The organism is Natranaerofaba carboxydovora (assembly GCF_022539405.1).
In the GTDB taxonomy this organism is placed as follows: Bacteria; Bacillota; Natranaerobiia; order Natranaerobiales; family Natranaerofabaceae; genus Natranaerofaba; species Natranaerofaba carboxydovora.
This window is the reverse complement of sequence record NZ_CP054394.1, coordinates 3,113,953-3,132,510: the sequence shown is the minus strand read 5'-3', so window position 1 is coordinate 3,132,510 and position 18,558 is coordinate 3,113,953. Positions and strand designations below refer to the sequence as shown.

The following is an 18,558-nucleotide window of genomic DNA, read 5'->3' as shown; positions in this document are numbered from 1 at the left end:
TAGAACCCTCCGATTTTAAATCCATTTAAACCTAATGTTTTCACCCATGGCTCCTATATCAATTTCATCTATTTCGGGGCTACCTATCAAAGGGCCATCCCCAAGAGCAAGCCTCAGGGCGATTATAGTTTTTTTAAGTTTTATTTTATCTTGTTCATTTAATTGATTATAATTCACATGTATTGGCACAAAGGTTTGACTAGCCAAAGTATGGTCAGTGTTCTCTTTCAAAAAGAGTACTTCTTTTATAATTTCATCTACTTTCATTTTTAATAAATTGTCATGACAAGACAAAGAAGTCCCTTGAGAAAGTAAGTCTAAAGGCAAACCCAAAGGATCACTTCCCAAATATAGTAAAGAAGGTTTGTCGTTAAATTCTTTCAATTCACTCAACAGATAATTTAAAATACCTTCATCAAATTGCTCCCCATAAACAAAAGCAACAGGGTAAGAAAAACCTTCTTTAATTTGGCTAACAACCCATTTTAGTGTTTCAAAATTAACTTCACTAAGTCCAGGCAAAAAACATCCTTCACAATGGTTCTTGCAATAGCCCACAGGAACGATCCAGCTGTGGCCCAATACCGAGTTATTAAGATTGTCTAGAAATAGTTCTTCAAAAAAAATTAGCTGTTTTTTTTCTAGCGAGAACAAAGTATCAAGATCCTTTTTATCCAACATTCCCGCTTTATAAAACAAATTCAATAAATAATTCTGATCGATTTGATTCTCAGAAATATTGTCAGGAGATGGTTTTAGAAATTTCTCATAAAGACTTGGTGTCTCCTGGCTATTAGTAGATTTAGACATCGAGTACTCTATCACTTCATCCCAGTTTATTTTTTCTACTTCCATTAATCGTTTAGCCTTTTCCAAATCATTTTCTTCTATCATAATTGCTGTAGTACATTTACTTTTTGAGTCTTTTGGGGCAGGGATGTTCTCACAGTTCATGAAACTACTTAGAATTGTTTCAGCTCGAAGCATATCATGAGTGGTAGGAAAAGTTAGTGCGAGCCTTGTCAATGTTTCCACCTCAATATTAGACCATTATTCATATTATTCTAAAAATATGTTAAAAATCCTTCTAAAGATTTTAAAAACAAATTTTAAGCGGGGAAAAACCCCGCTTAAAATTTGTTTTTTTTATTTTTTAGCCTCTTCTTTCTTTTGAAATGTAAGTTTTTTACCATCTTCGTCTACATCAACAATTACTTGATCACCATAACTAAAGTCACCTTTTAGAATCTTCTCACTTAAAACATCTTCAACTTTCTTTTGTATTGCCCTTCTTAAAGGTCTTGCTCCATAAGTTGGGTCATAGCCCTCCTCAGCTAGATACTTTTTGGCTTCTTCTGTAATTTCAAATTCTATGTCAAATTCTTCCATTCTGTCATCGATCTCTTTTAGCATTAACTCTACAATTTCTCTTAAATGCTCTTTTTCTAGAGCATGGAATACAATATTTTCGTCAACACGGTTTAAAAATTCCGGCCTAAATGTGTTTTTCAATTCATCCATAATACTTTCTTTCATCGCCTCATAAGAGTCTTCTTGACTTTCAGGTTGAAACCCTACTTTTGTCTTACTCTTTATTGTATTTGCACCCACATTTGAAGTCATTATTATAACGGTGTTTCTAAAATCAACAGTTCTTCCCTTGGAGTCAGTCAAACGACCATCCTCTAAAACCTGTAATAAAGTGTTAAACACTTCGGGATGCGCCTTTTCAATCTCATCAAAAAGTATAACTGAGTAAGGTCTACGACGAACCTGCTCTGTTAGCTGACCACCTTCTTCATGTCCTACATATCCTGGAGGCGAGCCAACTAATCTAGAAGTAGTGTGGCGTTCCATATATTCTGACATGTCAAGTCTAATTATTGCATCTTCATCTGCAAACAACGCTTCAGCAAGCGCTCTTGCTAGTTCTGTTTTTCCAACTCCAGTAGGTCCAAGGAATATAAAAGAACCTATTGGTCTTTTGGGGTCTTTTAGGCCAGCTCTTCCTCTTCTAATGGCATTTGATACTGCTTTGACAGCATCTTCCTGACCTACTACCCGCTGGTGCAAGATTTTTTCCATTCCCAAAAGTCTCTCGCTCTCTTCTTGTGCTAGCTTCTTAACAGGAATTCCTGTCCAATCGGATACAATTTTTGCTATATCTTCACCAGTTACTTTAGTTTCATCAGAAATTTGTTTTTGCTCCCATTCAGTTTTTAACTCTTCAAGCTTTTCTTTGGCTTTTTGCTCTTTATCTCTTAACTCAGCCGCCTGTTCAAAATCCTGGCTTTTTATAGCAGCTTCTTTTTCCGTTTGAATTTCCTCAAGCCTATCTTCCATCTTTTTTAGATCGGGAGGAGTAGTGTTAGTTTTTAGTCTTACACTTGCAGCTGCCTCATCAATCAAATCAATTGCTTTATCTGGCAAGTATCTGTCTGTAATATACCTAACAGATAATTTGACAGCAACATCTAGTGCTTCATCGCTTATCTGCACCCTGTGATGTGCTTCATATCTATCCCTAAGCCCTTTTAATATTTCTACACTCTCATCTTGAGTTGGCTCCTCAACCGTAATTGGCTGAAAACGACGCTCTAGAGCTGAGTCTTTTTCTATATGCTTTCTATATTCATCTAGAGTAGTTGCTCCAACACACTGAAGCTCACCTCTAGCAAGGGCAGGTTTTAGGATGTTTGATGCATCTATTGCACCTTCTGCCGCACCGGCCCCAATTACAGTATGAAGTTCATCAATAAACAAGATAACATCTCCTGCCTGGGTCAACTCGTCAATTAACCTCCTGAGCCTTTCTTCAAACTCTCCTCTATATTTTGTTCCGGCAACAACAGCAGATAACTCAAGGGTTACTACGCGCTTGTCTTCAAGAATTTTGGGTACATTTCCTTCGACTACTTTTTGTGCAAGTCCTTCAGCTATGGCAGTTTTCCCAACCCCTGGTTCACCAATCAAGCAGGGGTTATTTTTGGTTCTTCTACTTAGTACCTGTATAACCCTCTGTATCTCTTTACTCCTACCAATTATAGGGTCAAGCTTTTCTTCTTTAGCCATCTGTGTCAAATCCCTACCAAAGGAATCTAAAGCAGGTGTTTTACTGCTTGAAGTTTGAGACTTATTTGGTTTTCCTTTTAAATCTTTAGGCTGGTTTTCACTACTTCCAAGTATTTTCATCACTTCAGCTCTTGTATTCTCAAGGCTAACTCCAATTTGAGTTAATATTTTGGCGGCCACTCCTTCTCCTTCTCTAACTAGACCTAAAAGCAAATGTTCTGTCCCGATATAACTGTGTCCCATCTGTCTAGCTTCATCCATAGCTAGTTCTATTACTGTTTTAACCCTAGGAGTGTATCCCACATTACCAAGAGGAGCTTCATCTCCTGGACTCACAAGCTTCTCTACTTCACCTCTAACTGCTTCTAAATCTGCATTTAGATTCTTAAGAGCCCTGGCAGCTACTCCTTCCCCTTCTCTAATTAACCCTAACAGCAAATGTTCGGTTCCAACATAATTATGTTTTAATCTTTTTGCTTCTTCCTGTGATAGGGCCATCACCTTCTGTGCTCTTTGGGTAAATCTTGCAAACATATCTATCACCTCTCTTAATTATTCTTCCTATTAACCATCTTAGTCATTTTCTTTTAAGCATCTTTTTTAATATTTATTCTCTCTCTGATTAGGTTAGCTCTTTTTATATCTCTTTCCTCAGAGGTTAGTTCCTTTTCAGCCATCTTTTGTAAGTTAGCCGGCCTTATTAATACCAATAGATCATTTAAGATTTTACTATCTACCTCTTTTAAAAATCCCATATCACAACCTAACCTAACACTACTTAAAAGACCCATGGCTTCATTAGTACTTATTATCCTTGCATAGCTCAATTGTCCATAAGCTCTACCTACTTTATCAGCTAATTTCTCCTCTCCTTTTTGTAAAAGATCTTCTCTTGCTTTTTCTTCCTGGTCAATAAGTTGTCTTGTAACTCCTTCTAACTTTTCAAGTATGTCTTTTTCAGATTGTCCAAGGGTAATTTGATTTGATAGTTGTACTATGTTTCCAACCATCTCTGTTCCTTCACCATATAATCCTCTTACTGCCAAACCAACCTGACCTACTGCAGATAGAACCCTATTAATCTGGCCTGTCATCACAAGACCAGGCAAGTGCAGCATAACTGATGCTCTCATTCCTGTTCCAACATTAGTTGGACATGTTGTCAAATAACCCCATTCTTCATCAAAGGCATAATCAACAGATTCTTCTATTAAATCATCTATTTGATCTGCATATTCAAAAGCTTTATCTAATTGTAAACCGGGAAACAAACACTGTATTCTTATATGGTCTTCTTCATTTAACATTACACTGATTGCCTGATCTTCTCTAACAATAATTGCACTGTTTCGATCTTCCTTAGCAAGCAAGGGACTAATAAGATGTTTTTCCACAAGGACTTTTCTATCAATTGGTTCTAAGTCACGTGTCCAGAGAAGTTTATGTTCTCCAAGTCCAGCACTTCCTCTTTTTATTGCTTCATTAACATCTTTTACAACTTTTTCTGTATCATTGTCCCCGGCCAAAAAAGGATGGGGTATATCTTTCAAGTTTCTTGCAAGTCTTACCCTGGTTGAAATTACATATTTGCTATCAGGCCCGCTACCTTCCATCCACTTTGCAGAAGCGTCCTCAATATATTTTTTAAGTGTCATCAATTCACCCCCCGGTTAATCAAGCTCATTTTCTAATTTTCTTATTTCATCTCTAATCTCTGCTGCTCTTTCAAACTCTTCTCTTTTAATGCATTCCTGCAGTTCTTCTTTCATTTCTCCAATTCTCTTTTTGACTCTTAAATTTCCACCAGTTCTCTTTGGAACTTTTCCCATATGGCTAGTTTTTCCATGAATTCTTTTTAGTAGAGGGTTTAAATGTTTTGAAAAAACAGTAAAACAGTTGCTGCAACCAAGTCTACTAATTTGAGAAAACTGATTATAGGTAAGATTACATTTGCCGCATTGCAATTTATCACTTTGTCCTAAATCTTTATTAAATTGTTTTGAATCAAGACTCTTATCGACATCCATTAATCCAGACAAGAAGTGATTAATTGGAAAACCTGGATCAACATTAAAATCTAAATCTCCGCCCTTTTCTTTAGCACATTTCTCGCAAAGATGAACTTCTGTCTTTTCATTATTTATTATTTTAGTAAAATGCACGGTGGCCGGACGCTTATTGCACTCTTCGCAGGTCATCATATTCACCTCCACCTATTTTTTCATTAATTAAATTTCAGCATCTCCAAAAGCGCATTTGTTAAAAGCTTTGCCCTTATTTTATCCCTTGCTGGTAGTGATATAGGAATACTTTGTCTATGTATACAGGCAAGTAATAGATCTTTTTCTCTTTCTGTTATAATTTTGTTTTCGTAAATACCCATAATAAAATCTGATGCCTCTTTTTGAGTTATACTTTTACCTATTATTTCATTCATAAACTTAAATAATAACTCTTGGTCAGATATTTTCAAGCGACTAATCTGAATATAACCGCTCCCACCTCGCCTGCTTTTAACGACATAGCCTTTTTCGGGTGTAAATCTGGTACTTAATACATAATTGATCTGTGAGGGCACGCAGTTAAATTTCTCAGCTAGACTGCTTCTTTTTATTATCACCGAATTCCCCGGGCTTTCTTCAATTTTTCTTTTAATATAACTTTCAATGTTATTAGATAAACTACCCACCCTCATCACCTCAGCTCTAAGCTCTGACTATCTCTGACGTTTGATCTTATTATAACACATTTCACTTATATTTTACCAACTTTTCTCACAAGCGTTTATTTCAAAATATTTTACATACTGACGAGTATTTTTCCCTTTTTCACTTATATTTAAACGATTTCACCTTCTTTGACCATCGAGAAGCAAAAAAATAATTCTGTTACAAAAAGTCCAAGCACCGTATTTATTGTTTTTTATTATTTAAATCCAACCCAAACTCAAGAGTTTCTGCTGTTATATCCGTCCCTTCCCAGCTAAGCTCTAACACCCCTTCTGAATGAAATACTACATGCAAGAGATCATCAATATTTAATTTCCCGGGCACTCTAACATGCAAAATTATTGATATCACGTGTGCCTGGTAATCTTCTAAAAACTCAGCTTCGCTCATCCATATATTGGAGATATTAACACCTCTGTCACCAAGTATTTTTGTTATTTTTGCCAACATCCCCGGCTGGTCAAGAACTCTAATTTTTAGCTCCCTAAACCTTCTTTTTCTGGCAAGTACTCTTTCCACATTACCAAGGCTATACAGACTAATCACTATAATAACAAGAGTAATTGTTCCTCCAAAATAAAAGCCTGCACCAAAAGCAAGCCCTATTCCTGCAACAACCCATATACTTGCCGCTGTAGTAAGTCCCCTGATGGTACTACCCTGTCTAAGTATAGTTCCCGCGCCCAAAAAACCTACACCTGTTATAATAGATGATGCAATCCTTGCAGGATCTGCACCTCTACCAATCTGACCTTCAGGACCATCGAAAGAATATATTGATACAAGGGTCATAAGACATGCTCCAACACAAACAAGAATATGGGTTCTAAATCCAGCAGGCCTATTATGCTGCTCTCTTTCAAAGCCAATAACCCCGCCAGCTATCCCAGCTAATATTAATCTTAAAATAATTTCTAGTTCTGATATCATGAGTGCTCACTCCTCATCTGAATTATTATAATCACAGAAGACATAATAAACATACAAACTCTTTTAACAAAGTCTAAAAATAAAAAAGGAGGTTCTATAAGTGAAAATAAAAAAACCAAGATCTAAACTAAGCTCAAAACATTTCAAATTACTTAAATGGTACAAAGAAGAAATCGCCATGCCCTCCTTTGATATGCCAGTAAGAGGCTGGTGGTCTAATAATTGGAGGCTAAAGTAAGTTATCAATTTTCTGCTTATCCGTAAGAGCCGGATAAAACAAGTCTCCATATTCTTCTAACCTTTGAAAGATGTTAAAAATATTAAAGCTATCCGGCCTCAAGGTCGCATCATCAAGTTCTTTCCATTTAATAGGCGCAGAAACAGGTGCGTTTTTTAGTGGCCTTGTACCATAAACTACAGAAATGGTTTTACCTTTGACATTTTGCATATAATCAAGATAGATTTTTTTGCCTCTTTTGTCAACTTTTCTTTCTAATGTAGTAGTTTCTGGAATTAGGCCATTTACTACTTTCATTACTTTATGTCCAAATTCTCTTACTTCTTGATAGCTGTACTGTGGTTTGACAGGCAAAAAAATTTGAATCCCTGTTGAGCCAGATAGCTTTGGATAAGCTCTTAATTCAAGTTCGTCTAAAATTTTTTTAATTACCTTTGCTGTTTTTTTAACCTCTTGAAACGTAACATCTATCATAGGATCCAGATCAAATACTACAAAATCCGGATTGTCAAGGCTTTCTACCTTAGAAAGCCATGGATGTATTTCTATACAGGCAAGATTAGCTAACCATACCAGAGTAGAAGGATGATCTAACAAAACATATTCTTTAGCTTTCTCATTATTTTTTGAATTGATATTTATCCTTTTTACCCATTTGGGGGCACCAGTCGGAATATTTTTTTGATAAAAGCTTTTGCCGTATATTCCATCAGGATATCTATTAAAAACGAGTGGACGATCTGCTAGATGATGCTTGATATAAGGGTAAATTTTTATGTAATAATCAATCAAGTGATACTTTGCAACTTTTAATTCTGGCCAAAGATATTTATCAAGGTTGGTAAGAGTTACATCTCTACCCAAGATATCAATAATTTCTTTCTCTACCACTACATAGCCTCCTAAAATTTTGATTTAATATAAACCAGTGATTCTGTGCAAAAAGTCATATGAACAAAGTTTTGTTTTTAATTATAATACATCTTGATGAGAAAGCAGGAAAAATATAAACTTTTTGCATCAGAATCACCAGTAAGGAGTGAGATAATATACTAAAACCAATGGAACCCGTTTTGAAAAATGAAATTAAAAGCAGCGAAAATAGACTGTTCCAGGTAAAATGGGACGGGATTAGAATACTAACCCACTTTGATAAAGAAAAAATCGTGTTAAGAACAAAAAATGGAGAGCCAAGGAATACTACATATCCTGAATTAAGCGAAATTAGAGATAACTTTGAAGAAAATTCCTGTGTGTTAGACGGAGAAGTAATAACTATCGACGAAAGCGGACTTCCTGATTTCTTTAAAGTTCTTAAAAGAGATAGAACCAAAAATCCAAAAAATAATCTAGTAACCTTATTACCTGTCAATTATATAATCTTTGACATATTAGAATTAAATGGAGAGAGCTTATTATCTACACCTCTTGAAAAAAGATTGAGTATACTTAAAAACGTTATAAATGAAACCAATCGTCTAAAAATTATTCAGAGCACTCTTGATGGCAAAAACTTGTTTGACTTTGTTTTGAAAAAAGGCCTTGAAGGTGTTGTCAGCAAAGAAAAAAAAGGGCTGTATTATCCAGGCAAAAAACACCCCACCTGGCATAAAATCAAAAATTTCAAGCACATATCTGCCTATGTAGGTGGGCTTATATATAGAAATAAAGAGCCCAAAAGCCTGATCCTAGGCATCAAACATAATAAGCAAGCAAATGATAAGTTAATCTACATTGGCAGAGCTTCTACAGGTTTAAGTGAGAAAGATTTTGATTTACTTAGCAGATTCAAAAAAGAGTTATCTTCATCCTCACCATTTTCAGAAAAAATTTATTTAAAAAATAACGAGGAAGTTGCCTTTTTGGCACCTAAGTTATCTGTGAAAGTAAAATTTATGGGATGGACTCCTGATAATACTTTAAGATCACCAGTTATCGAAGGTTTCATAAACGAAAAATAAAAGACAATCACCCTGTCCTTTGATCCTCATCCTCTTCTACCATTTTAACACTTTCTTTTAAAGCTTCCATAAGATCTACAACTTTATCTTCTTGTTCTAGTTTTGGAGTCTTTATTTCTTTACCTTCTACTTTGCTTCTGATAAGCTCAAGTAAAGCTTCACGATAGTTATCTTTATATTTACCTGGATCAAATTCAGAAGTCAAATTTTCTATTAATTTATTGGCCATTTCAAGTTCTTTGTCATGAACCTTAACACTTGACTGAAAAGATGTAATATCCCCTACATCTCTAACTTCATCAGGATAAAACATGGTTTCAAGGGTAAGCACATCATTGTATACCCTGACACATGCAAGACTCTCTTTTGATCTAATTATTACTTTACAAATTGCAACTTTAGAGTTGTTTTCTAAAGCTTTTTTTAGCAGTAAATAAGCTCTTTCTCCTGTCTCTTGCGGGGACAAATAATAAGTTTTGTCATAATATACCGGATCTATATCTTTTAAATCTACAAAATCTAATATCTCTATAGTTTTAGATCTTTCGTCAGGTATGTTCTCTAACTCTTTTTCATCAATCTCCACATATCTGCCTGGTTCATACTCATATCCCTTTATAATTTCATCCCAGGATATCTCTTTATTACATGCCGAACATATCCGTTTATATTCTACTGGAGCATGACAGTCTTTATGAAGATATTTAAATTTTATGGACTTTTTCTCGGTAGCTGTATGCATTTTTACCGGGACATTGACAAGGCCAAAATTCAAAGCACCTTTCCACATTGTTTTCATTTTGTTTGATATCCTCCTAAGATTAAAAATAAGTGTTTTAAATTGCACGCCTCAATTTAGCTATACCTCAAATATTATAAAATAATACAAAAAAGGGCTCTTCTTTCGAAAAGCCCTTAAATTAATAACCCTCTAAAACCCTCTAAAAAAAACTGTTTTTATTTGATAAAACTTAGGAGACTGCGTTGTCTATTTTTTCCTGCAGTTCCTCTTTTGGTAGATACCCAACTACTTGTTCTTTAACTTCACCATCTTTAAAGATAAAAATAGCTGGTATGCTCATCACCTGATAATTGCTTGCTGTTTCTTTGTTTTCGTCTACGTTTATTTTACAGACCTTAATCTCATCTCCATTCTCACTGGCAAGTTCATCAATTATAGGCGAAACCATTTTACAAGGTCCACACCAGGGAGCCCAAAAATCCACCAGTACAGGTTTGTCCGAATTTAAAACCTCTTCTTCAAAATTTGAGTCTTCAATTTCTAATACTTCTGACATAAAAAACCCTCCTTTAAATATTAAAACTAACTATGTTCTACTGCAAAATGTTTATTCATAACTTTTAATGTTTTACTTACGGTACCATGTATAATTCATCTAATTCATCAATATTTCCTGTCCCGCCCGTTAAATTATTAACCAAATCTTTTAAATAGTCAAGTTGGTCCGGGGGAATTAAAACCGTCAAAGTTATCATGTCTTCGTAAATTGCATCTTCGACAATTCCAAATATATTTTTTAGCTCATTTTGTAACTTACCCCATGATGAATAGTCTATTTTAATACTAAGCTTCTTAAAAAGCTGTTTTTTTACAATGCCGGCCGTTTTTATGCCAAGATGTGCTGCACTACTATATGCCCTGACAAGCCCACCAGCACCTAAATATATCCCCCCAAAATATCTAGTTACTACCACTACTGTGTCTTTAAGGTCTTCATTTTTAATCACTTCTAACACCGGTTTTCCTGCTGTTCCACCGGGTTCTCCATCATCACTTTGTTTTGTGATCTCTCCTTTTCTACCAATCCTAAAGGCAAAAACATTATGGGTGGCATCTGAAAATTCTTCTTTTATTTTGTTAACAAACTTCCAGGCATCTTCTTCAGTTGATGCCCTAGTTACAGAGGCTATAAATTTAGATTTTTTTATAATGGTTTCCTCTCTTGCATATTTTTTGATAGTATTATATTTAGACATTTTTACAATTTTATCCTCCTAAGTTTGACAAGCTTATTAAAGCTATATTAATATGATAAACTTATTTTTAACACTTTGTAAAGAAATAAAATCTAAGTTATACTTAAATGAGTAAAAATATTTTTATGGAGATGATGCTTTATGAAGATTTCAACTTTTGTAGCAAGCCCAAGGAAAAAAGGAAACTCAAAATATATAGCTGAGCACTTTGAAAAAGGTGTAAGCTCCTGGTACTTAGGGAATAAAAACAATCCTCAAAGCAATAATATAATTCGCCTGACCGATTATAATATTAACCCCTGCAGGGGGTGTGGTTACTGCGATGACAAAGCGAAATGTGTAATAAAGGACGATATGAAGACTCTTTATCCAATAATTGAAGATTCAGATATTATAACCTTTGTTACTCCTATTTATTTCGCTAGTGTGCCCGCTCAGTTCAAAGCCTTTATAGATAGATTTCAACCCTATTATGCAGCAAAATATCTGTTAAATGAGCCGGTAATTCCGCCTTCTAATAACAAAAAAGTCATTTTGTATGTAGTATCTGGTTATAACAAACAAAGTTTTTTTGAAAACGTTAAGGGAATTCTTGAAATATTTTGCTTAAATTTAAACATTGACCTTACTCATAGTTTCTATTATGGTGGCATAGATGCTCTTGGTGAAATATTAAATAGGCCCGAAATTTTAACAGAAATTGAAACCTTCGGGCGAAACTTGCAGGATGAATTATAATATGCATATTTAAGCAAGATTCTGGTGCAAAAAGTCATATGAGCAAAGTTTTGTTTTTAATTGGCAATACATCTTTGATGAGAAAGCAGAAGAAATAAGGCCTAATGACAGGAGGTCATTAGCTAATTGAACTCAGGATGAGTTCTTTAATTAGGGAGCCTTATTTCGACTGCTGACGAATCTTAGATGTATCAATTAAAAACACTTTACTTTTGTGAATAGACTTTTCGCACCAGAATCAAGCATTACTTTTTTGGTGATTATACGTCTATAAAAATACCTGGGTCTTTTGTCCGGAAAGGGTGAACCCGGTTGCAATTAAGTAAAGAAGAACTTGCCTCAATGGTAAAGAAAGCAGAAAATGATCCTATTTATTTTGAAAAATTATACGAATACTTCTTTCCAAAAGTTTATAATTTTATCTATTACAGAGTAAACAGTGAACAGCTTGCAGAAGATCTCGTTTCAGACATATTCATAAAAGTCCTAAACAATATTTCAAAATGCAAAAACAAAGAACAGTTTCAAAGCTGGCTTTTCACGATTGCAAGAAATTATTTAATAGATTTTTACCGTAAAAAAGCTAGAAACGCTGAACAAGACTCTAAAGAAGATGATTTTGAAGGTTATATTGATAAAGTAGCAGCAGCAAATAACAACCCTCAAAATAATCCCGAAGAAGCACTTATCACAAAATTTAATAAGGAAGAAGTTACAGATGTTATATACACTTTGTCAAAGCCCCAGCAGGATGTGATAATATTAAGGTTCTTTGAAGATTTGAAGATAAAAGAAATTGCTGAAGTCATGAATAAAAATGAAGGTGCAGTCAAAGGGTTATTGTACAGGGGAATTAAGGCTCTAACTTTTGAGCTCCAAAAAAGAGGGGTGATATAATGAGCCAGAAAAACAACAAAAATGAAAAAAATAGACGCAGTGCGGATATTTATAATGACCAAAATGTTACCAGAGATGAAGACACTACCCAACACGAAGATATCCCTTCTTTATCAGATGAAGATAAGAAAACTATAGAGTTCTTAAAAAATATCCCGGCAAAAAACCCACGAGACGGCTTTAAAGAAGAGCTAAAAGAAACATTGATGATAGAATACGCTAACAAAAGAAAAAAGAAAAAAAGAAGAATGATAAAGATCTCTTCTGCTGTTGCTGCCTGCTTTCTTATCACAATAATTTCCCTTACATTGTGGAGTGATATAACTGACGACAGATCACCGGAAGAGTTCTTTGTCCAAACAGAAGAGGCAGAAGATGAGATAGAAAAAGAATCAAAGGACGAAATGTTAACAGAAGAAGCAGAGGCAGAGGAAGAGGATGAAGCAGTAGATGACGGGGAAGATGACAAACCATCAATTATGGAAGCTCCAGAGGAAGAACTAGATGAAGAGCCCAAAAAAGATCTTGTGCATAAGTTAGATGATCAGCTTGAAAACAAAGAATTATCTAGCGAGCAGGCTTTAGAGTTAGCAAAAAGTTTTAATTTTAATCAACAAGATATATTGGAAAAGAACAATGAGTTTAAGGTTTTTGAAACAGAAGAGGAAATTTTAGAAATAGATCTCTCTAGAGGAATTATAGAATATAGCCAAAAATCAAGCCAGGAAAAAGTTTCTAAGTTCAGTGTAGATGAAGATGAAAAAAAGAAAAACATCTTTTAGAAAAAGCCAAAAAATTCTTTTATTCACATGAGTTAAGTGAACCAGATCTTGATTACGAGTTCATATTAAGTGATAAAGAATATAAAAAAGATAGGGATTTAACAATCATAAAAGTTTTCCCTAAATTAGATACTTCTAAGCTAACCCATCCATCAACCAAAATCTTTATTGACCAGCAAGGCCACATTATTAAGTTAGAGCATGATTTTCATAGCTTTACATTCTAGAAGCCTATCCTTTTCAGATAGGCTTCTAATTATCTTTCCATCTCTTCTTCAACCATTCTGGTAATAAGTTTTGCAAGAACTTTTTTATCTTCCTCGGAACCAACATCCCACAGTTCTTTTAATAACCTTTGCTCTCTATTTGCCGGATCCACTTTTTTTGCCAGCAGTTCACCTAACATTTTGGCAACCACAACCACTTTATCTTCTGAAAGACCAGTTTTTTTTGCAGCAAGCACACTTGTACCCAGGTATTTTTTCCATTTATCAAAAGACTCAAACACTTCTATCTCCACAGTGATACACTCCTTCTATATTTGACTCTGCTGCAAAAAGTCATATAAACAATGTTTTGTTTTTAAATTAAAAACACTACACTTTTGTGAATAGACTTTTTGCAGTAGGATCATATTTTAATAATACGCCTATCTTTATCTTTAACTTTTATCTAATATGCTATTAATTTCTATTTATATTAGCCCAAATTTAAATGGTTATACTAAAAATACAACTTAATGACATAATGAAAATGTTAGGAGGTATCAAAATTGAAGAATTATTATGACGTGGTGATAGTTGGAGCAGGTCCTGCAGGTTCAAGTGCTGCATACGAAATGGCCGGTAATGGTTTAAATGTAGCTATGATGGAAAGAGGTAAAAAACCCGGAGACAAGAATGTCTATGGAGGAACATTCTATCGAAGAACCTGCCAGGAGGTTTTCCCAGATTTCTGGAAAGATGCACCATGGGAGAGAAAAGTAATCACAGATGAAGTTTGGTTTTTAGAAAAAGAGTCAGGGGTGAAAGTGGGGTATATGGATTTACTTTTCGGCTACCCACCTCACAATAAATTCACTGCCTTAAGGCCAAAGGTAGATGCATGGATGGCAGACAAAGCCACAGAGCAAGGTGCGGAGCTTCATTTAAACACCCTTATAACAGATCTGTTATTCGAAAAATCTATTTTTAATAAAAAGAAAAAAGTAAGAGGAGTAAAACTTCATGATGGCAAGGAAGTAGAAGCCGGAGTAGTTGTACTCACCGAAGGAGTAAACGCTCCTTTAACAGAAAAAGCAGGACTAAGAAGTAAATTCCCAAGTCATATTTTCACTTTGCACAGCAGTGAAACCTTGGCTCTTCCACCCGAAAAGATTGAAAGCAGATTTCACTTAGAAAAAGACGAAGGCGCAGTGATAGGTTTTGCAGGCAATCAAATGTCTACAGTTACCGGAAAAGGTGGGATTTGGACTAATAAGGATACCATCAATATTACCGTGGGGGGAACTTTAAATGAGCTAGTTGAAAAGAATGTAGCCCCTGAATATTTATTAAAACGATTTAAATCTCACCCATTAATCAAAAGATTAATTGAAGGAGCAGAAGTTTTAGAATACAAGGGTAAAATGACTGTAAAAGGCGGATATAAATACATGCCAAAGCTTTATGATGACGGAGTCTTGGTTGCAGGGGATGCAGCAATGATGGTTAAAGGAAGAAGAGGCACTGACATAGCAATGCTTTCTGGAAAAGAAGCAGGGGAAACCATAACACAAGCTAAAGCTAAAAATGATTTTTCTAAGAAAATGCTAGCTAACTATGAACATAGGCTAAATAAGACATTTTATCTTAAAGATATAAAGTCGAAAAAACAGGTTATAAATTATTTAAAACAACATCAAGATGCAGATCACTTAATAACAAGCCTTGTAAATGAACTAGCACATGAGTTTTTCACAGAAGACCAAAAGACCTCTAAAGAAGAGCAAAAAACATTACTTAAAATATTATCCAAAAAGCAGCTGCCTTTTAAATCATTAGAAGATTTGATACAGGCAATAAGATACTGGAGTTTTGCATAACTAAGAAACTATTAAATAAAGAACTAAATTAATAAACAGGGGGAATTTTATTGAGTATAGATGAGCTATTAAACATTGATCCAGCACCTTTTACTCACATCAAAATAAGAAATCCAGAACTATGCAAAAATAAATGCGAAAAAACCCCGTGTACCTACATATGCCCTTCCGATGTTTACTATACTACTGAAAACAAATCAACTTATATTCAAATAGATTACGAGCGCTGTGTAGAATGTGGTGCCTGCATTATTGCATGTCCTTATGAAAATATTGACTGGCACTATCCCCCACCAGAATATGGTGTTTTTTATCAGTTTTAACAATATCTTGATCAAGTAATGTCTAGGCTAACGATTAATTTGATGGGGCTGGTGACAACTAAGGCAGGGATTTTTTTGTTTATTTTCAAAATCAGTAGAGAAGTTTATGTATTCCTGTTCACCGGTAATATTTAAATAAAATTTAGTTAAAGGGTTAACATGACTTCCTCCCTGCCAATCTTGATACTGAGCGCTGTGACACCTTTTACATTTTGATAAACCGACATCTTCATAAAAACCTTCCTTGAGGTAATCATCAGGGTTATCTAAAACACCCTTGTTAAATGTATGACAGGAAGCACAATCTACTCCAGCCTTACCGTGATCTGACTTTTGTAATCCTTCAGTTATCTCATGGTGACAATAACTGCAGGTCTTAGCGCTTGGTTCCCCTGACGCTATTTTGTTATATAATGTGTTGTTATTATTTTCTGATTCTTGATGCACAGGGGTATTTTTCAGGTGCAAAGAAAAAGCCGTCAACAAAATCATTATAATAACAGAAAAAAATATTATTTTTTTCATGTAAAACACCTCAACTTAATTTGCGTTAATTTACTTACTTAATTAATCTTGCTGTAATTTTTCTATTTTTACAGCAGAACTTTTCAAAGCAGGTTCTTTAGAGTAAGGATCAACTTCATTAACTGTCAGAAAATTAACCGGTGCTTCGCTAAAATGAAAGGGCACAAATACATGCCCAGGCAAGACCCTATCTGTAACTTCTGCTTTTAACTCTATAGCTCCTCGCCTAGAAACAAGTCTTATCTCTTCAAATTCATCAATATCTAACTCACCAGCAACTTCTGGGGATATCTGGGCAAATGGTGGCCCTACCTCAGACATTAAGTCAGGGGAAAGGCGGGTTCTGGTATTAGTCATCCATAGCTGCTGTACTCTTCCTGTCAAAAGCTGAAATGGATATTCTTCATCTGTTTCTTCTGCAGGGCCAAAAAACCTGGCTGTAATAAGCCTAGCTTTACCATGGGAGGTATGAAACTCGAGATCAGAATACAAGCGATCAGTCCCTGGATCTTCGAGACTTCTGCAGGGATAGCGTACACCCCTTTGTGATTCGACCTTTTCATAAGTTATTCCATACATATCTTTTTTGGTCCCTTTTGAAACTTCTCTCCACTCATTAAATATCTCTTCTGTTGAGTCAAAATCTACTAAATCAGAATATCCCATTCTTTTGCCTACTGCCCGAAATATTTTCCAGTCGGGCAAAGCCTCCCCCGGAGGATCAACGGCTTTTTTTACAAGGTTCACCCGTCTTTCAGAGTTGACAAAAGTTCCTGTCTTTTCAGACCACATTGCAGCAGGTAAAAATACGTCGGCCATTTTGGCTGTAGAAGTATCGGGGTAGCAGTCCTGAACTACTAAGAGTTCCAACTTCAAAAGGGCGTTTTGAAATTTGTTTAAATCAGGCATTGATAGCATGGGATTTGTACCAATTACCCACAAAGCTTTTATCTTGCCTTCTTTCATCTCTTCCAACATCTCTGTGGTAAATATCCCCTCATCTGTAGGAATTGTCTCTAGAGGTACCTGCCATAGCTCTGCAAGTTCTTTTCTGTCTTCGTCTTCGTCAAATTCCAGGCCTCCTGGAAGGGTGGTAATACTCCCGGTAGGCCCTGAACTAGAACCTTGTCCTTCCATATAAAAAGGTCCCGTACCTGGTCTTCCTATATTGCCAGTTATAAGACAAATATTATTAAAAAGATTAACAAGCCTGGTCCCATCAGTCTTGTGGTTTATGCCAACTGACCAGAGGATTAAAGAGGAGCGAGCTTCTCCAAATTTTAGTGCTATTTTTCGGATAGTATCTGCAGGGATTTTTGTAATTTCTGATGCTTTTTCAGGAGTGTATTCTTCTACTGATTTGGCCAAGGTATCAAAATTTGTTGTATGCTTCTCGATAAAAGAGTTATCTATTAACCTTGCTTTAATTAAAACATTTATAATTGAATTGAAAAGCACAGTATCTGTCCCTGCTTCAAGGGCCAAATGATAGTCAACAATATCAGCTGTCGGTGTCCGGCGGGGATCTACCAGGATAATTGTAGGGTCGTGTTCATCTTTTGCCCTTTTTAAACGATAAAATAGCACGGGATGATTTTCTGCTGGGTTATGACCGGCAATAATAATGCAATCAGCTTTTTCTAAGTCTTCAAAATTACCCGGTGTTACAGACTCACCAAGTGACCTAGAAAAACCTTCAGTTGCTGACAAAGAACATAATCTGGAATTAACATCAATATTTTTTGTCCCTATCCCACCATTAGCAAGCTTGGTAATTAGATAATATTCTTCTTGTATAAGCTGGTTGCCATGATAAATAGCGAGAGCATCTGGACCATAATTTTCAATTATTTCATTAAATTTTTGTGAAATCACGTTGAAGGACTCTTCCCAGTTAGTAGCTACAAGCCTACTATTTTCACGAATTAAAGGTGTTGTCCCACGTTTTTTGCTGTGTACTACCTGGTACTGATATATCCCTTTGACACAGAGATATCCCCAGTTATTTGGATGGTCTGCCATTCCTTTTGCTGCAGTTACATGCCCGTCTTTTACCCCAAGCCAAACTCCACATCCTACCGCACAAAAAGTACAAGTAGAATAGACCCACCTGTCTATATCATCTATGGCTAGGGCACTTGAATTTTTGAATAAAGTTAAATATTCCTTGTCAAAAAAGACACCACCAAGGACGATGAATGCGCCCCATCTAAAGGCCAACTTTGAAAACTCACGCCTAGTCATTTTAACTTCTGAGCCATTTTTAAAAATCAAGCAAAAGC

The 18,558-nt window shown here is 35.3% G+C and carries 20 protein-coding genes; 7 read left to right on the top strand and 13 right to left on the bottom strand.

What is annotated here, in order from left to right; translation table 11 throughout:
• Positions 1-15: 15 nt before the first annotated feature.
• From ACONDI_RS14865 to ACONDI_RS14840, 6 genes are all read right to left on the bottom strand, one after another.
• Complete coding sequence (locus tag ACONDI_RS14865; RefSeq protein WP_241079315.1) at positions 16-1,026, bottom strand: putative Se/S carrier protein; 1,011 nt, start codon at positions 1,024-1,026, stop codon at positions 16-18.
• 120 nt (positions 1,027-1,146) lie between these two features.
• Positions 1,147-3,606, bottom strand: a complete 2,460-nt coding sequence (locus tag ACONDI_RS14860; protein WP_241079314.1) for an ATP-dependent Clp protease ATP-binding subunit — start codon at positions 3,604-3,606, stop codon at positions 1,147-1,149.
• Between the two features lie 53 nt (positions 3,607-3,659).
• Positions 3,660-4,727: a protein arginine kinase gene (locus tag ACONDI_RS14855; protein ID WP_241079313.1), complete on the bottom strand. Its 1,068-nt coding sequence runs from the start codon at positions 4,725-4,727 to the stop codon at positions 3,660-3,662.
• A 15-nt stretch (positions 4,728-4,742) separates the two neighbouring features.
• Entirely contained in the window at positions 4,743-5,270 is a 528-nt protein-coding gene (locus tag ACONDI_RS14850) for a protein-arginine kinase activator protein McsA (RefSeq protein ID WP_420848216.1), read from the bottom strand.
• Between the two features lie 26 nt (positions 5,271-5,296).
• Positions 5,297-5,761, bottom strand: coding sequence for a CtsR family transcriptional regulator (locus ACONDI_RS14845; RefSeq protein ID WP_241079311.1), 465 nt, complete (start codon positions 5,759-5,761; stop codon positions 5,297-5,299).
• Positions 5,762-5,984: 223 nt separating this feature from the next.
• Positions 5,985-6,731, bottom strand: a complete 747-nt coding sequence (locus ACONDI_RS14840) for an MgtC/SapB family protein (protein ID WP_241079310.1) — start codon at positions 6,729-6,731, stop codon at positions 5,985-5,987.
• A gap of 100 nt (positions 6,732-6,831) precedes the next feature.
• Here ACONDI_RS14840 and ACONDI_RS14835 point away from each other — a divergent pair, with 100 nt between their 5' ends.
• Positions 6,832-6,969 (top strand): hypothetical protein, encoded by a 138-nt coding sequence (locus ACONDI_RS14835; protein ID WP_241079309.1) that lies wholly within the window; start codon positions 6,832-6,834, stop codon positions 6,967-6,969.
• Here ACONDI_RS14835 and ligD read toward each other — a convergent pair.
• On the bottom strand, positions 6,961-7,860 hold the full coding sequence (ligD, locus tag ACONDI_RS14830) for a non-homologous end-joining DNA ligase (RefSeq protein ID WP_241079308.1): 900 nt from the start codon (positions 7,858-7,860) through the stop codon (positions 6,961-6,963). The two genes, ACONDI_RS14835 and ligD, sit on opposite strands and share 9 nt — an antisense overlap.
• A 182-nt stretch (positions 7,861-8,042) precedes the next feature.
• Here ligD and ACONDI_RS14825 point away from each other — a divergent pair, with 182 nt between their 5' ends.
• A complete protein-coding gene (locus ACONDI_RS14825; protein WP_241079307.1) occupies positions 8,043-8,930 on the top strand; it encodes an ATP-dependent DNA ligase in 888 nt (295 codons plus the stop codon).
• Positions 8,931-8,937: 7 nt separating this feature from the next.
• Here the strand turns inward: ACONDI_RS14825 and ku are convergent, their stop codons facing one another.
• From ku to ACONDI_RS14810, 3 genes are all read right to left on the bottom strand, one after another.
• A complete protein-coding gene (ku, locus tag ACONDI_RS14820; protein ID WP_241079306.1) occupies positions 8,938-9,729 on the bottom strand; it encodes a non-homologous end joining protein Ku in 792 nt (263 codons plus the stop codon).
• 172 nt (positions 9,730-9,901) lie between these two features.
• Positions 9,902-10,228, bottom strand: coding sequence for a thioredoxin (gene trxA / locus ACONDI_RS14815; protein ID WP_241079305.1), 327 nt, complete (start codon positions 10,226-10,228; stop codon positions 9,902-9,904).
• Positions 10,229-10,304: 76 nt separating this feature from the next.
• The gene (locus tag ACONDI_RS14810; protein ID WP_241079304.1) at positions 10,305-10,928 is read right to left on the bottom strand and encodes a YigZ family protein; all 624 of its coding nucleotides are present in this window, start codon (positions 10,926-10,928) and stop codon (positions 10,305-10,307) included.
• Positions 10,929-11,069: 141 nt separating this feature from the next.
• On the opposite strand from ACONDI_RS14810, the gene ACONDI_RS14805 reads away from it, so the two are divergent.
• The 3 genes from ACONDI_RS14805 (at position 11,070) to ACONDI_RS14795 (ending at position 13,345) form a co-directional block, all read left to right on the top strand.
• The gene (locus tag ACONDI_RS14805) at positions 11,070-11,666 is read left to right on the top strand and encodes a flavodoxin family protein (protein ID WP_241079303.1); all 597 of its coding nucleotides are present in this window, start codon (positions 11,070-11,072) and stop codon (positions 11,664-11,666) included.
• A gap of 312 nt (positions 11,667-11,978) precedes the next feature.
• The gene (locus ACONDI_RS14800) at positions 11,979-12,563 is read left to right on the top strand and encodes an RNA polymerase sigma factor (RefSeq protein ID WP_241079302.1); all 585 of its coding nucleotides are present in this window, start codon (positions 11,979-11,981) and stop codon (positions 12,561-12,563) included.
• Positions 12,563-13,345, top strand: a complete 783-nt coding sequence (locus ACONDI_RS14795) for a hypothetical protein (protein WP_241079301.1) — start codon at positions 12,563-12,565, stop codon at positions 13,343-13,345. Before ACONDI_RS14800 ends, ACONDI_RS14795 begins: the two co-directional genes overlap by 1 nt.
• Before the next feature lie 256 nt (positions 13,346-13,601).
• Here ACONDI_RS14795 and ACONDI_RS14790 read toward each other — a convergent pair whose 3' ends face one another.
• The gene (locus ACONDI_RS14790) at positions 13,602-13,865 is read right to left on the bottom strand and encodes a DUF3243 domain-containing protein (RefSeq protein WP_241079300.1); all 264 of its coding nucleotides are present in this window, start codon (positions 13,863-13,865) and stop codon (positions 13,602-13,604) included.
• A gap of 252 nt (positions 13,866-14,117) precedes the next feature.
• On the opposite strand from ACONDI_RS14790, the gene ACONDI_RS14785 reads away from it, so the two are divergent.
• Both ACONDI_RS14785 and ACONDI_RS14780 read left to right on the top strand, forming a co-directional pair.
• Positions 14,118-15,428: an FAD-dependent oxidoreductase gene (locus ACONDI_RS14785; protein ID WP_241079299.1), complete on the top strand. Its 1,311-nt coding sequence runs from the start codon at positions 14,118-14,120 to the stop codon at positions 15,426-15,428.
• 50 nt (positions 15,429-15,478) lie between these two features.
• Positions 15,479-15,751 (top strand): ferredoxin family protein, encoded by a 273-nt coding sequence (locus ACONDI_RS14780; protein ID WP_241079298.1) that lies wholly within the window; start codon positions 15,479-15,481, stop codon positions 15,749-15,751.
• Between the two features lie 27 nt (positions 15,752-15,778).
• On the opposite strand, the gene ACONDI_RS14775 is transcribed toward ACONDI_RS14780, so the two are convergent.
• On the bottom strand, positions 15,779-16,276 hold the full coding sequence (locus tag ACONDI_RS14775; RefSeq protein WP_241079297.1) for a multiheme c-type cytochrome: 498 nt from the start codon (positions 16,274-16,276) through the stop codon (positions 15,779-15,781).
• Positions 16,277-16,318: 42 nt separating this feature from the next.
• Positions 16,319-18,550, bottom strand: a complete 2,232-nt coding sequence (locus ACONDI_RS14770) for a molybdopterin oxidoreductase family protein (protein ID WP_241079296.1) — start codon at positions 18,548-18,550, stop codon at positions 16,319-16,321.
• Positions 18,551-18,558: the final 8 nt, after the last annotated feature.

What these genes read in the sequence shown, in the direction of transcription:
- ACONDI_RS14775 (WP_241079297.1), bottom strand. Translation starts at nt 16,276, where the DNA reads ATGAAAAAAATAATATTTTTTTCTGTTATTATAATGATTTTGTTGACG.
- ACONDI_RS14795 (WP_241079301.1), top strand. Translation starts at nt 12,563, where the DNA reads ATGAGCCAGAAAAACAACAAAAATGAAAAAAATAGACGCAGTGCGGAT.
- ACONDI_RS14860 (WP_241079314.1), bottom strand. Translation starts at nt 3,606, where the DNA reads ATGTTTGCAAGATTTACCCAAAGAGCACAGAAGGTGATGGCCCTATCA.
- ACONDI_RS14840 (WP_241079310.1), bottom strand. Translation starts at nt 6,731, where the DNA reads ATGATATCAGAACTAGAAATTATTTTAAGATTAATATTAGCTGGGATA.
- ACONDI_RS14850 (WP_420848216.1), bottom strand. Translation starts at nt 5,270, where the DNA reads ATGACCTGCGAAGAGTGCAATAAGCGTCCGGCCACCGTGCATTTTACT.
- ACONDI_RS14855 (WP_241079313.1), bottom strand. Translation starts at nt 4,727, where the DNA reads ATGACACTTAAAAAATATATTGAGGACGCTTCTGCAAAGTGGATGGAA.
- ACONDI_RS14810 (WP_241079304.1), bottom strand. Translation starts at nt 10,928, where the DNA reads ATGTCTAAATATAATACTATCAAAAAATATGCAAGAGAGGAAACCATT.
- ACONDI_RS14805 (WP_241079303.1), top strand. Translation starts at nt 11,070, where the DNA reads ATGAAGATTTCAACTTTTGTAGCAAGCCCAAGGAAAAAAGGAAACTCA.
- trxA (WP_241079305.1), bottom strand. Translation starts at nt 10,228, where the DNA reads ATGTCAGAAGTATTAGAAATTGAAGACTCAAATTTTGAAGAAGAGGTT.
- ku (WP_241079306.1), bottom strand. Translation starts at nt 9,729, where the DNA reads ATGAAAACAATGTGGAAAGGTGCTTTGAATTTTGGCCTTGTCAATGTC.